Below are 14,339 nucleotides of genomic sequence, written 5' to 3' on the forward strand. Positions count from 1 at the left end.
GTCCTTGCCGATCAGGTAGTCGGCCAGCTCATGCACGGCGGCCTCCACCGTCAGCGCGCGGCCCTCGACCACGGGTTCGCCCCAGCCGGTGACGCCCTCATCGGTCTCGATCTTCAGGAAGCACCAGCGCGGCGGGACGATATAGGTGGTCAGCTTGGTGATTTTCATGGTTGTCGGCTCCCATTCGCCTTTCTTGGATCAAAAAGACGCCCTCGCGGATCGTCGCGCCGTTCCGGCGCGCTCCTCCCCGCCTGACGTTCCCATGGGCATCCATAATCCGGCTTCCCCGCCGCGCCAAGCGTGGTTAGTAAAATTTAGGAAATATTTAGTTGCGTTTCTCCAGGAACAGGCTTCCACAGCTGAGCGTTAGCAGGGACGTCGATCTTGCTAGGAGGCCTGAACCATTGTCCCATTTCGCCTATGGTCCCGTCATTCATGAACACGGCGTACTCTTCAGGCTCTGGGCGCCGCTGCGGGAAAGTGTGGGTCTCCGAATCGATGGAGGTCCGGCCCAACCAATGACGACAACAGATGGCGGCTGGCGTATCCTCGATGTGCACGGGGCAAAGGCAGGAACCCGCTATTGTTTCGTGCTGGAGGATGGCCTCGAAATTCCCGATCCAGCATCGCGATATCAACCCGAAGGCCTCAAGGGGCCGAGCGAAGTTGTCGACCCTCTCCACTATCTCTGGCGAACGCCTGACTGGAGTGGTCGCGCCTGGGACGAAACGATCCTTTACGAACTGCATGTCGGCGCCTTCACGCCGGAGGGAACCTTCAGGGCGGCGGCTGACAAGCTCGCCTATCTTGCCGAACTCGGCGTGACGATGATCGAATTGATGCCGCTCGCCGAATTTCCCGGCCGCTGGGGATGGGGCTATGACGGCGTCCTGCACTACGCGCCCTTTTCTGTTTATGGGTCGCCGGATGATCTCAAGGCTTTTGTCGATGAAGCCCATCGGCTTGGGCTCTCGGTCATGCTCGACGTGGTCTATAACCATTTCGGTCCGGACGGAAATTACATGGGTCTCTATGCGCCCCTGTTCACCGAACGCCACCACACACCATGGGGCGCGGGCATCAACTTTGATGACGCCGATTCCAAGCTGGTGCGCGAATATGTCATCCAGAACGCGTTATACTGGATCGACGAATTCCGCATGGACGGATTGAGGCTGGACGCGGTGCATGCGATCGACGACGCCAGCGACGAACATCTGCTCGACGAATTGGCGCGGCGCGTCAGAGCGGGGGCTGGCGACAGAATGATTCATCTCGTCGTCGAAAACGAACATAATGATCCCGACTTGCTCTTGCGCGATGACGATGGCGCGGCCGTCGCTTATACCGCGCAATGGAATGACGACATCCATCACGCCCTACACGTGGCCGCCACCGGCGAAACCATCGGCTATTACGCCGATTATCAGACGCTTCCCGAAGACCTGGGCCGTGCGCTTTGCGAGGGTTTCATCTATCAGGGGCAGGATATGCCCTATCGCGGCTCGGCCCGGGGCGGAGTGAGCGCGCATCTGCCGGCCCAGGCCTTCGTGGCCTTCATCCAGAACCATGACCAGATCGGCAATCGCGCCTTCGGCGATCGCATGGCGGCCTATGTCGAACCGGACGCGTTGCGGGCCATTGCCTCGATCTATCTCCTGTCGCCACAGATCCCGATGCTGTTCATGGGAGAGGAATGGGCAACAACCCGTCCATTTCCCTATGTCTGCGATTTTGGCGAAGAGCTGAACCGAAAAGTCCGCGAGGGCCGCAGTAAGGAAATGTCGCGTCTTCCCGGCTTCGAACCCGAACATGCCGACAAGATCCCTGATCCGACTTCGGAAGAGACATTTCTCTCCGCCAAGCTCGATTGGGAGGAATGCACCGATGATCTCGCTGGCAACTCATTGGACTTCTATAAATCGCTGCTGGCGATCCGACGGGAGAAAATCTTCCCTCTCCTCAAGCAAGCTTGCCGGGCGGCACATTTTCAGTCGGTTGGATCTCGGCTGGATGTTTCCTGGCGCTATGACGACGCGACGCTCGGCTTAAGTGTCAATCTCGGCGCAACGGCCATACCGGCGCGTGACGAAGCGCAGGGCGAAATCATCTGGCGCAGCCATATGGACAGAGACGGTTTGCGCGCGCCGTGGTCCGTCATCTGGACCATCGAACCTATTTGACACTCATTCGGTGCTGGCTGTCGGCTCGGGATCGATGGCGTCGTCACCGCTGATCAGGCTGGACAGGCCATAGATGACGCCCGCCCAGACGAGCAGCGACAAATTCACCGCCAGGATCAGATAGCCCATCCGCCGCGTCATCCGTCCCGCACCTGTCCATATCCTCGTCGTTTGCAGTCATCGAGCATCCGCCCTCATCTGCGGAACATTCCGGGCGGCGAATGGTTCAGGAGAAGCAGGATTTACAGGAGCGAACCGATGTCCGACACCCGCCGCCCCGAACCTCCCCAGCCAAAGCAGGAACAGTCCCCGCCCGGCTTTACGCCGAGCATGGATCCGCCGCCGGATCATGGCGAACAGAGTTATCGCGGAAATGGGCGACTTGAAGGCAAGGTCGCGCTGATCACAGGTGGAGACTCCGGCATCGGCCGCGCTGTGGCCATCGCTTTCGCCCGAGAAGGCGCCGATATCGCCATTGCCTATCTCCGGGAACATCGCGACGCCGATGACACCGCGCGTCTGATCGAGGAAGCCGGGCGGAAGGCGCTGACCATTCCAGGCGACATTTCCGAGCAAGCGCATTCCATTGCAGTGGTCGAGAAAGTGGTCGGCGAGCTCGGCGGGATAGATATCCTCGTCAACAACGCCGCGTTCCAGCGCACCTATGCCGACATCGCCGATATCACGGCGGAGGAATGGGACACGACGTTCCGCACCAATATCTATGCCCCCTTCTACCTGTCGAAGGCGGCAATTCCGCATATGAAGCCGGGCGCCTCGATCATCAACACCACGTCGATCCAGTCGAAGCAGCCCTCGCCGCACTTGCTGGCCTACGCCTCGACGAAAGGCGCGATGCTCAATTTCACCGCTGGCCTGTCGGCCATGGTGGCCGACAAGGGCATCCGCGTCAACGCAGTTGCGCCCGGCCCGATCTGGACGCCGCTCATTCCCTCCACCATGCCGCAGGAAAAAGTAGAGAATTTCGGCAAGCAAACGGCGCTGGGACGGGCGGGGCAGCCAGCCGAACTCGCCGGCGCCTATGTGCTGCTTGCCTCAGAACTCGGCAGCTACATGACCGGCGCAGTCATCCCGGTCACCGGCGGCGAGATCATGATCTGACCGCCCTCCCCGCGCAGTTTGGACACGCCATGACACACCCCACTTCGATTACCGCTTCCAGGGACGCGGCAGCGCCGCCGCGAATCTACTTTGTTCATCCGCTGGCGATGAAGAGCGAAGACCATTGGCGGCGCATCTTCCACCACGCGCATGATCTGGGGTTCGACAAGATACTAACCGCGCCCATTTTCGCGCGGCCTCCTGGCGCCAGCGTGTTTGTGACCTCGGATTATGCACGGGCCGATCCGGAACTCGGTCTCGGATCAGATGCGGATGCAGCCCTGAGCCGGTTGGTCGCCCTCGCCGCGGAAGAAGGGCTTGGGCTCATGCTCGACATCGTCGTCGACGTCGAGCCAGATCCTCGCGGTCCCCGCCCCTTCGATCCACGTATCGGGCCGATTCGCCGCGGCGGCAGTCGGTTGGACATCGCCGACGAAAAGACGGCTGCGATCTGGGGCGACCGGCTAGCCCGCTTCAGCGCTCTGGGTGTTTCCGGCTTTCGCTGCCAGGGAATTGCACATGCGTCGACGTATTTCTGGCGAGCCATTATTGACCGAAGCCGCGCCGAGGACGATAGAGCGATTTTTTTGGCCTGGACGCCTGGAACCGATTTCGACATACGCCGCCGGCTGCGAGGAGCCGGTTTCGATGGATGTTTCTCGTCGTTTGCGTGGTGGGATCTCGAGGCGCCTTGGTTTGCCGAAGAATATGAGTTGCAGAGGGATCTCGGCTGGCAAATCGCCTTTCCCGAAGCGCCCTATGGCAAGCGCGTCGCCCATGGGGCTGAAAGTCGGGAGATTCTTGAACGGAATGCGCTGCGCGGCGTCCGACTAGCCGACCAGATCGGCGATGGCCTCATGATGCCGATGGGTTTCGAATTCGGCGCAACCCGCCCTCTCGATCCGCTACGGGGAGATGGCGGCTTGCAACATCTTCAAGTGTCTGGATGCTTCAATCTCACGTCCACCATTCGAGACCTGAACCGCGCCGCAAAGCGATCCGTTTCAACATCCAAGGGGCCATTGCAGATCCTGGCAGCCTCCGGGACGCCTTGCCTGACGCTCCTCAGAACGGAAGGGCCGAGCTTTTCGACGTCCGACAGGCTCACGGCCATACTCGTCAATCGCGATCTGCGGCTGGGCGTGTCAGCGCCATTCAACGCCTTGCGCGAGGCATCATCCGGCTTCTTGCCGCTCAAGCCGGCTATGGGCGACGGCGCCGCTCTCAATGCGCTGGCGCGGCTGCGGCCCGGCGAGATCAAGATCTATGTCGGCGAGCGCGGCCAGCCGATCCGGGGCGCGATCCGGGTGGCGACTGCCGACACAGCCGTGGAAGATCCGCGACTCGCGATCGAGGCGGTGACACCCAGCGTCGACACCGGACGTTTTCCGGTCAAGCGCATTGTCGGCTCGCTGGTTCGCGTCGAGGCCGATGTTTTCGGCGACGGCCATGATCCCCTTTCGGCGGCGCTTCTTTGGCGCGCCGCCGATGAGGCGGCGTGGCGGGAAACGCCGATGACGCTTCTCGGCAATGATCGCTGGACGGCGGAGTTCACGCCGCAGCGTCTCGGTCGACACGAATTCCAAATCGAGGCCTGGCGCAATCCCTTCGCCATCTATCGCTATGAACTTCAGAAGAAACATGAGGCGCGGCTGGATCTCACGCTGGAATTGCAGGAGGGCGCGGCCCTGATCCGCAAGGCCGAGGATCGGGCGGACGACCCGCTCAAATCCCGCCTTCGAGCTTTTATCGAGCGGCTGGCCCAGACAGACAGCGCCGAAAGGGTGGCGCTGCTGCTGTCCGACAATGCTTTTAAATTGATGGCGGACGCAGATGCGCGCCCGTTCCGCACCCGCTCAAACGTCATTCCTCTTGACGCGGAACGTCGCGAAGCGGCCTTCGCGAGTTGGTACCAGATCTTTCCGCGCTCCCAGAGCGGCGATCCGCATCGGCACGGCACATTCAACGACGTGATTCGACGCTTGCCCGCCATCCGCGACATGGGCTTTGACGTTCTCTACTTTCCGCCGATCCATCCGATCGGCAAGACCAACCGCAAGGGGCGCAACAATTCTCTGACGCCAGCGCCAGATGATCCCGGCAGTCCCTACGCGATCGGATCACCAGAAGGCGGCCATGACGCCATTCATCCCGAACTCGGCACGTTCGAAGATTTCCGTCGACTCGTTGCGGCGGCGCGAGATCACGGGTTGGAAATTGCGTTGGATCTCGCCATCCAGGCCTCACCCGATCATCCCTGGCTCGAAGAGCATCGCGGCTGGTTCGACTGGCGTCCCGACGGCACCGTGCGTTATGCGGAGAACCCGCCGAAGAAATATGAAGACATCGTCAATGTCGATTTCTACGGGCCGGACGCCGCGCCTTCCCTCTGGATCACTTTGCGCGACATCGTCCAGACATGGATTGACAACGGCGTGACACTGTTTCGGGTCGACAACCCGCACACCAAGCCTTTTCCATTTTGGGAATGGCTGATCGCCGACATCCGCAATCGCCATCCCGAAGCGGTGTTCCTGTCGGAAGCCTTCACCAGGCCGAAGGTCATGTATCGATTGGCGAAGATCGGCTTTTCGCAGTCCTACACCTATTTCACCTGGCGAAATCTGAAATGGGAACTGGAAGAGTATATGCGCGAATTGACGGAGAAGCCGCCGCGAGACTTTTTCCGCCCGCATTTCTTTGTCAACACGCACGACATCAATCCGGACTTTCTTCAGAACGCGCCGCGGCCGGCCTATCTGATCCGCGCCGCGCTGGCGGCGACGCTTTCCGGGCTCTGGGGAGTCTATAACGGTTTCGAACTCTGTGAGGGCCGCCCGGACGCCAAGCGCAAGGAATACGCCGACAGCGAGAAATACGAAATCCGCGCCTGGGATTACGATCGGCCCGGCAACATCAAGCGCGAAGTCGCCCTCCTCAACCGCATCAGACGAGAGAACCCGGCGCTGCACTCGCATCTCGGCCTGACGCTGCTGCCTGCCTATAACGACAATGTGATGTTTTTCGAGAAGGCCAGCGAGGGCCGCGAGAACGTGCTGCTCATCGCCGTCAGCCTCGATCCGCATGCGCCGCAGGAGGCCGATGTCGAAATCCCGCTCTGGAAGTGGAACCTCCCGGACGATGGCGCGCTTTCGGTGGAGGACCTGATCGGCGGCCATCGCTTCGCATGGCGCGGAAAATGGCAGCGACTGCGGCTTGATCCGCAGGGGCTGCCCTTCTCGATCTGGCGCGCAAGGTGAGGAGACGCCCATGGACGAACATCTCGATCCGCTCTGGTACAAAGATGCGATCATCTACCAGCTGCATATCAAATCCTTCTGCGACGGCAATGGCGACGGCATTGGCGATTTCACCGGCCTGAACCAGAAGCTCGATCACATCGCCTCGCTCGGCGCGACCGCCATCTGGCTTCTGCCCTTCTTCCCCTCGCCTCGCCGCGACGATGGCTATGACATTGCCGATTACGGCAATGTCAGCCCTGACTACGGCACGATGGAGGATTTCCGCGCCTTCGTGCAGGCCGCCCATGAACGCGGATTGAAGGTGATCATCGAGCTGGTGATCAACCACACGTCCGACCAGCATCCATGGTTCCAGCGCGCGCGGCATTCGCCGCCGGGTTCTCCCGAACGCGATTTCTATGTCTGGTCCGAAAGCGACCAGAAATTTCCGGAAACCCGGATCATCTTCATAGACACCGAGAAATCCAACTGGACCTGGGATCCCCAGGCCGGCGCCTATTATTGGCATCGGTTTTACTCGCATCAACCGGATCTGAATTTCGATAATCCGCGGGTGATGGAAGAGCTTCTGAAGGTAATGCGTTTCTGGCTCGAAACCGGGATCGATGGCTTCCGCCTCGACGCCATTCCCTATCTCGTCGAGCGTGAAGGCACCAACAATGAGAACCTGCCGGAAACCCATGAAATCCTGCGCCGCATTCGCGCAGCCCTTGATTCCACCCATCCGGGCGTGATGCTGCTGGCCGAGGCCAATCAGTGGCCGGAGGACACCCGCGACTATTTCGGCAATGGCGACGAATGCCATATGGCATTCAATTTCCCGCTGATGCCGCGGATGTATATGGCGATCGCCAAGGAAGACCGCTTCCCGATCACCGACATCATGCGCCAGACGCCGGAGATCCCGGACAATTGCCAATGGGCGATCTTCCTGCGCAATCACGACGAACTGACGCTCGAAATGGTCACCGACGCCGAACGCGACTATCTCTGGAACATCTACGCCGCCGATCGCCGCGCCCGCATCAATCTCGGCATCCGACGTCGTCTTGCGCCGCTGATGGAGCGGGACCGCCGCCGCGTCGAACTGATGAACGCGCTGCTGTTGTCGATGCCCGGAACGCCGGTGATCTATTACGGCGACGAGATCGGCATGGGCGACAATATCTATCTCGGCGACCGCGATGGCGTGCGCACGCCGATGCAATGGTCGCCTGACCGAAATGGAGGCTTTTCCCGCGCCGACCCCGCACGGCTGGTGCTGCCCGTGATCATGGACCCGCTCTACGGCTATGAGTCCCTGAATGTCGAGGCGCAAAGCGTCGACGCGCATTCTCTGCTCAACTGGTCCCGGCGGATGCTGGCGCTGAGGCGCAAACATATCGCTTTCGGGCGCGGCAAGCTGACGTTCCTCACCCCGCAAAACCGTCGCCTGCTTGCCTATCTGCGCGAATATGAGGGTGAGACGATCCTTTGCGTGAACAATCTCTCGCGCCTGCCGCAGGCGGTGGAGCTCGACCTCTCAGCTTTTCAGGGGCGAGTGCCGGTGGAGCTTACAGGCATGTCGCCCTTCCCGCCGATCGGCCAACTCACCTATCTCCTGACGCTGCCGCCCTATGGCTTCTATTGGTTCCAGTTGCTCGCGGAAACCGAGGGACCTGCCTGGCGAACCGAGCCGCCGGAGCAATTGCCCGACTTCACCACGCTGGTGATGCGGCGCAGTCTCCTCGACCTGCTCGATGACGGCAATTGCAGGACGACGCTAACCCGCGACATATTGCCGACCTATCTTGGCAAACGACGCTGGTTCGGCTCCAAGGGCGAACCGATGGTGGGCGCAGAGATCGTCGCGGCCACCGAAATGCCCTTCTCCAACGATCTCGTGTTGACCGAACTGCGCGTGCAGCTGGCGGGGCACTCCGAGACCTATCTGCTGCCGCTCGCGGTCGCCTGGGACGACGCCCAGCCACAGGCGCTGGCGCAACAGCTTGCGCTCGCCCGTGTCCGCCATGGCCGGCGGGTCGGCTTCCTGACCGACGGTTTCGCCGCCGAGGCTCTCGCCCGGGGCGTGGTGCGCGGGCTTTGCGAGCGATCCGTGCTGTCGAGCAAGACGGGATCGCTGGAGTTTCTCGGCACGGACGCGCTCGACTGCCTGAGTCTGGTCGACGACATGCCGATCCGCTGGCTGTCGGCGGAGCAGTCCAACAGTTCGCTGATCCTCGGCGACATGGCGATGATCAAGCTCATCCGCCACATTTCCCCGGGCATCCATCCGGAAGTGGAGATGACCCGGCATCTGACCGAGGTTGGCTACGCCAACACGCCACCGTTGCTCGGTGAAGTCGCACGCGTCGACGCTGACGGCGAACGTTACACGCTCGTGATCGTTCAGGGCGCCATCCGCAATCAGGGCGACGCCTGGACTTGGATGCTGAACGAATTGCGCCACCGTCTGGAAGACGTCATCGTCAACGCCTCAGGCGACGAAGAAACCGGCGTGGAAGAACGCGATCCCTTCCGTGGGTTGATAGAGGTCGCGGGCGTGCTTGGCAAACGTCTGGGCGAATTGCACGCCGCCCTAGCGCTGCCGAGCGACGATCCCGATTTTGCGCCCGCGACGGCCGGCGAACACGAAGCGGAGGCCTGGCGGAAACAGCTTCAGACGGAGCTCAGCGGCTGCCTGGATTTGCTGGCCGATATCCGGCCGAATCTCGACCCGGCCTGCGCGCGCTATATCTATCCGCTGCTGGCGCAGCGCGAAAAGCTGATGGCCGCCGCTTCGGCGCTTTCAGGCTCCCTGGTAGGCGCGATCGAGACACGGGTGCACGGCGATTTCCATCTCGGTCAGGTGCTGGTCGCCGAAGACGATGTTTTTATTATCGACTTCGAGGGCGAGCCGGCGCGGGCGCTGTCGGAACGGCGCACCAAGACCAACCCGCTGCGCGATGTCGCCGGTCTGCTGCGCTCGATCAGCTATCTCGCCGCCTCGGCTGACTCTGATCGCGACACGGCGGCTGAGACCAACGAGGAGCATCGCACCCAATTGACCGAACGGTTCGAAAGCGAGGCGGAGACCGCCTTCCTCGAACACTACGCCGCCGCGCTCGAAGGCAATGCGGCTCTTTCGCTTTCGCCCGAACGGCGAGCCCGCTTGATCGATCTCTTCCTGCTTGAGAAAGCGGCGTACGAAATCGGCTACGAGGCCCGCAACCGGCCCCGCTGGCTTCCCATTCCGCTCAAGGGCTTCGCGGCCATTGCCAACCGACTGATGGAGGCGCATCGATGACAGCGCAGAATTACATGGGCGCGATCGATCCGAATGCGGTCGCGGCGCTGCTGGAAGGCCGCCACGGCGACCCCTTCGCCATACTCGGCAAGCACAGGGTTGGCGAACAGAGTGTGCTTCGCGCTCTTCTACCGGGAGCGATGCGCGTCGACATCTTCGACGCGGACACCGGCGCAGAAATCGGCCAGGCGGAACTCGTCCATCCCGGCGGCCTGTTCGCCGGGCCGATGCAGCCGGTCAATCGCTATCTCATGCGCATTCACTGGCCTGACGCAGTGCAGGAAACCGAAGATCCCTATTCCTTCGGCATGCTGCTTGGCGAACTCGACCTGCATCTCCTGGCCCAAGGGACCCATTACGATCTCGGGCGGATCTTGGGCGCGACAGCCATGACGGTCGAGGGCGTCGAGGGCGTCCGGTTCGCCGTCTGGGCGCCGAATGCGCGGCGCGTCTCCGTGGTCGGCGACTTCAACAGTTGGGACGGTCGGCGCCATCCGATGCGGCTTCGCCGCGAAGCAGGCGTGTGGGAACTGTTCGTGCCGCGGCTCGGGCCCGGCGACAGATATAAATACGAGATCATCGCGCCGACAGGCGAGGTCCTGCCGCAAAAGGCGGACCCGGTCGCACGTTCGAGCGAAGCTGCGCCCGCCACAGCGTCGATCGTCGTGTCCAGCCGCCCTTTTGCCTGGACGGACGAGGACTGGATGCGCCGCCATCGCGAACACCGCGATCTCAATGCGCCGATGTCTATCTATGAGGTTCACCTCGCCTCCTGGCTGCGGATCACCGAAGAGGGTGATCGCTCCCTGAATTGGGTGGAACTCGGCCAACGGTTGATCCCCTATGTGCAGGCGCTGGGTTTCACCCATATCGAGATGTTGCCAATCATGGAGCATCCCTTCGGGGGGTCCTGGGGTTATCAGCCGCTCGGACTTTTCTCGCCGACTGGCCGGCATGGCACGCCGGAAGATTTCGCCTATTTCATCGATCGCTGCCATGACGCCGGCATCGGCGTGCTGCTGGACTGGGTGCCTGCGCATTTTCCAACCGATGTCTGGGGACTGGCGCGTTTCGACGGCACCGCGCTCTATGAGCATGAAGACCCGCGCGAAGGTTTCCATCGCGACTGGAACACGCTGATCTACAATCTCGGCCGCAACGAGGTGAAGGGTTTCCTGATCGCCTCGGCGCTCGAATGGCTGGACCGTTTCCATATCGACGGGCTGCGCGTCGACGCGGTCGCCTCCATGCTCTATCGCGACTATTCGAGAAACGCCGGCGAATGGATTCCCAACCAATATGGCGGCCGAGAAAATCTCGAAGCGGTGGAATTCTTCAAACATCTCAACAGCATCATCCGCCAACGCGCGCCGCACGCCCTGACGATCGCCGAGGAATCGACGGCCTGGCCGGGCGTGACCGCGCCCGTGGAACAGGGCGGGCTCGGCTTCGATTTCAAATGGAACATGGGCTGGATGCATGACACGCTGGATTACATGCAGAAGGATCCGCTGTTTCGCGCCTATCATCAGGACCAGATGACCTTCGGCATGGTCTATCAATATTCCGAACACTTCGTTTTGCCGATTTCCCATGACGAAGTGGTTCACGGCAAAGGTTCGCTGTTTGGCAAAATGCCGGGCGACGACTGGCTGAAGCGCGCCAATCTCCGCGCCTATTTCGGCTTCATGTGGGCTCATCCCGGCAAGAAACTGATGTTCATGGGCGGTGAACTCGGCCAGATGACGGAATGGAGCCATGACGGGTCGCTGAATTGGGATCTTCTCGACGACCCCGGCCATGCCGGATTGCAACGCGTCGTCGCCGATCTCAACCATCTCTACGTCCGGGAGCCGGCGCTGCAATTCGGCGATCTCGACAGCCGCGGCTTCGAATGGGCGACGGCTGACGACACACGGAATTCCGTCATCGCGATGCTGCGATACGCCGAGGACCGGAAAGACGCGGTGCTGGCGGTTTCGAGCTTCACGTCGATGCCGAGATCGGGCTATCGCATCGGCGTTCCTTTCCCAGGCCGCTGGCATGTCATCTTCAACAGCGACGCCGAAATTTATGGCGGCTCGAACCAGGGCGACGCCGAAGTTTGGGCAGAAACAATTCCCAGCCATGGCCGTGAATTCTCGATCGCGCTCACGCTTCCGCCGCTGGCGACCGTTTATCTGAAAGACGTCACCGCAAGCTGACGGCGCTGCAGGAACAAATCCAGGCGGATTCCGTTGCTTCACCGCCGAGAGTGGACATCAGGGGGAGACGCGGCCTTTATGCGCATCAGCACTGCGTCGGAGCCCAGCTTACGGCATTTTCTCGCCGGCCTCGGCCGCGCGGCGGGCGGCGCGATCATCTTCGCGCTGCCGATGCTGATGACGATGGAAATGTGGCAACTCGGCTTCACTATGGAAATCTGGCGCTTGTGCCTGCTGCTGATCGCCACGATCCCGCTGCTGCTCGGCCTTTCCTATTTCGGCGGTTTTCGCCGCACGTTTTCGCTAAAGGACGATCTCGCCGATGTCTTCGTGGGATTGCTCGTCGCCGGCCTGATGTCCACCTTCGTGCTCTGGCTTTTTTCCGCGCTGACATTCGAGACATCGCTCCGCGAAGCAATCGGCAAAATCGCTGTCCAGATCGTGCCCGGCGGCATCGGTGCGATGCTGGCGCGCAGCCAGCTCGGAGGGGAATCCTCGACGTCCGACCTCCGACGGGCAAGATCCTCTTACTGGGGCGAAATCTTCCTGATGGCGACAGGCGCGTTGTTCCTGTCTTTCAATGTCGCCCCCACCGAAGAAATCATCCTGATTGCGTTTCAGATGGATGCGGGACGGGAAATCGCCCTGGCGCTGTCGTCGCTGCTGCTCATGCACGTCTTCGTCTACGTTTCCAACTTCAAGGGCGGCTCAGCGCGCGGCGCGGGCTCTCATCTTTCGGTTTTCCTGCGCTTCAGCCTGACCGGATATGTGCTGGCGCTGCTGATCAGCATGGTGATGTTATGGATTTTCGGGCGGAGCGACGGCTTGAGTTTTTACACCTTTCTCGGCGCGACGCTGGTGCTCGGTTTTCCCGCCTCAATCGGCGCCGCTGCGGCGCGGCTGGTGTTGTAGTCACGCGGAACGGAGGTCGACGCAATGAATGACCGGAGTGAAGATCAGGAAGATCTGCCCGATGACACGCCGGTGGTGGAATGGGTGCTCGCCGCCATTTCGGTCATCCTGTTCGCCTCCGGCTTCACCTATCTTGCCGCTCATGGCGTGACCGCCGGGGATGGTCCAGTCGAGTTGCGCATCGTCCACTCGCTTTCGCCGACAGATCCCCGTCGCGTCGATTTCGTGCTGGTGAACATGGGAGAGAAAACGGCAGCGCAGGTGCAAGTAAAGGGTCAGGTGCTGGAGAACGGCGCCGTTGCGGAGGAAAGCCGCGCCGTCATCGACTATGCGCCGGAAGGATCCAGCGAACAGGGAAGCCTGTTGTTTTTCCGTGACGTCCGGGGGCTTGAGTTTCGCGTCACCGCCGAAGGGTTCAACGAACCGTAACACGGAACAAGGATCGATCTTCGCGGTTGTCTCCATCCCAACACAGGAGAAGACAATGACCAACAACACACCGAAAAGCGGACAACCCGGAACCACCGACCAATGGCCGCATTGGGAGGGACCTCAAGAGAACACGCCGCGCGGCTATATCCCCGCCAAGGACGATCCGGAAACAGATCGCGACGCAATGGGCGAGAACAATCAAAACCCCCGCCGAAAGGATACGAGCGATGCGCTGAAAACGCGCGACGCCGATGGTTCCGAATAGAAAGAGAGATCGTCCTCCCCCGCGCCGGGCCAGATGGAGTCCAGACCTGGCCAAGTCCGCATTCCGCGCGGAGGAGGACGATCAATCAACAGGAAGCTCGGGGGAACTAGGGGGCAGTTCGCTTCCTGCGGGCACCGAACTTCTTTGAACCAGGTTGGTTCCCGATTTCTCTGAAAATTTCGCGCGGCTGGCGGCTCACTCCTGCATCAAGCGCTCCGGCATTATCGCCGCCGAATTCCGTTCGCCTTGCGGCGGGCTATCCTCGCAAGGCGCATTTTGCGTCGGAAGGTCGGCGTTTTCTTCCGCAAGCCTAATGTCCTTATCCTCATCCGACTGATCGCACGGACCTTCCGGCCTCGAACTCACATCTTCAGCGCTGGGATCGCCCGCCGTCCCAGTGCCGTTTTCCCAATCCGACACGGGATCGTCGGCGGGATCCGGATCGCAGGCATTGCTCATTTTCAATGTCACGACGACCCGGTCAATCGCGGCAATCGCTTCGTCGGCGCTCCATCCGGCCGCGTTCGCATTGGCGATCATCATATGGATCGCCCGTTCGACGGCTCCCGTCAGCGCCTTTATCCGTCTTTCATTCCAATCATGGGTCATGAACCTCTCCTTTGGCACATGAACCCCGCAGGTTTTCCGAAGTTCCCGATCCACATCTCTTCT

General features: G+C 61.2%; 10 protein-coding genes and 1 pseudogene. 8 read left to right on the forward strand and 3 right to left on the reverse strand.

The features are described 5' to 3' along the window. Positions 1-168: pseudogene (locus M2360_RS00005) on the reverse strand (D-galactonate dehydratase); the annotation flags it as partial. 236 nt (positions 169-404) lie between these two features. Between M2360_RS00005 and treZ the strand changes: the two are divergent. Beyond that, on the forward strand, positions 405-2,183 hold the full coding sequence (treZ, locus tag M2360_RS00010; protein ID WP_280772317.1) for a malto-oligosyltrehalose trehalohydrolase: 1,779 nt from the start codon (positions 405-407) through the stop codon (positions 2,181-2,183). A 3-nt stretch (positions 2,184-2,186) separates the two neighbouring features. On the opposite strand, the gene M2360_RS00015 is transcribed toward treZ, so the two are convergent. Beyond that, positions 2,187-2,324, reverse strand: coding sequence for a hypothetical protein (locus tag M2360_RS00015; protein ID WP_280772318.1), 138 nt, complete (start codon positions 2,322-2,324; stop codon positions 2,187-2,189). Between the two features lie 117 nt (positions 2,325-2,441). Here M2360_RS00015 and M2360_RS00020 point away from each other — a divergent pair, with 117 nt between their 5' ends. The 7 genes from M2360_RS00020 (at position 2,442) to M2360_RS00050 (ending at position 13,667) form a co-directional block, all read left to right on the forward strand. Beyond that, the gene (locus M2360_RS00020; RefSeq protein ID WP_280772319.1) at positions 2,442-3,305 is read left to right on the forward strand and encodes an SDR family oxidoreductase; all 864 of its coding nucleotides are present in this window, start codon (positions 2,442-2,444) and stop codon (positions 3,303-3,305) included. A gap of 29 nt (positions 3,306-3,334) precedes the next feature. Further along, positions 3,335-6,565 carry a maltotransferase domain-containing protein gene (locus M2360_RS00025; RefSeq protein WP_280772320.1) on the forward strand — a complete coding sequence of 1,077 codons (3,231 nt, stop codon included), beginning with the start codon at positions 3,335-3,337 and terminating at the stop codon, positions 6,563-6,565. Positions 6,566-6,575: 10 nt separating this feature from the next. Continuing rightward, the gene (treS, locus tag M2360_RS00030) at positions 6,576-9,854 is read left to right on the forward strand and encodes a maltose alpha-D-glucosyltransferase (RefSeq protein WP_280772321.1); all 3,279 of its coding nucleotides are present in this window, start codon (positions 6,576-6,578) and stop codon (positions 9,852-9,854) included. After that, on the forward strand, positions 9,851-12,058 hold the full coding sequence (gene glgB, locus M2360_RS00035) for a 1,4-alpha-glucan branching protein GlgB (protein ID WP_280772322.1): 2,208 nt from the start codon (positions 9,851-9,853) through the stop codon (positions 12,056-12,058). Before treS ends, glgB begins: the two co-directional genes overlap by 4 nt. A gap of 78 nt (positions 12,059-12,136) precedes the next feature. After that, positions 12,137-12,970: a TIGR02587 family membrane protein gene (locus M2360_RS00040; RefSeq protein ID WP_280772323.1), complete on the forward strand. Its 834-nt coding sequence runs from the start codon at positions 12,137-12,139 to the stop codon at positions 12,968-12,970. 24 nt (positions 12,971-12,994) lie between these two features. Beyond that, a complete protein-coding gene (locus M2360_RS00045) occupies positions 12,995-13,399 on the forward strand; it encodes a hypothetical protein (protein WP_280772324.1) in 405 nt (134 codons plus the stop codon). Between the two features lie 55 nt (positions 13,400-13,454). After that, positions 13,455-13,667 carry a hypothetical protein gene (locus M2360_RS00050; RefSeq protein WP_280772325.1) on the forward strand — a complete coding sequence of 71 codons (213 nt, stop codon included), beginning with the start codon at positions 13,455-13,457 and terminating at the stop codon, positions 13,665-13,667. Between the two features lie 195 nt (positions 13,668-13,862). On the opposite strand, the gene M2360_RS00055 is transcribed toward M2360_RS00050, so the two are convergent. Then, the gene (locus M2360_RS00055) at positions 13,863-14,276 is read right to left on the reverse strand and encodes a hypothetical protein (RefSeq protein ID WP_280772326.1); all 414 of its coding nucleotides are present in this window, start codon (positions 14,274-14,276) and stop codon (positions 13,863-13,865) included. Between the last annotated feature and the right edge of the window lie 63 nt (positions 14,277-14,339).

This window comes from Rhizobium sp. SG_E_25_P2 (genome assembly GCF_029892285.1).
Lineage (GTDB): Bacteria > Pseudomonadota > Alphaproteobacteria > Rhizobiales > Rhizobiaceae > Rhizobium_E.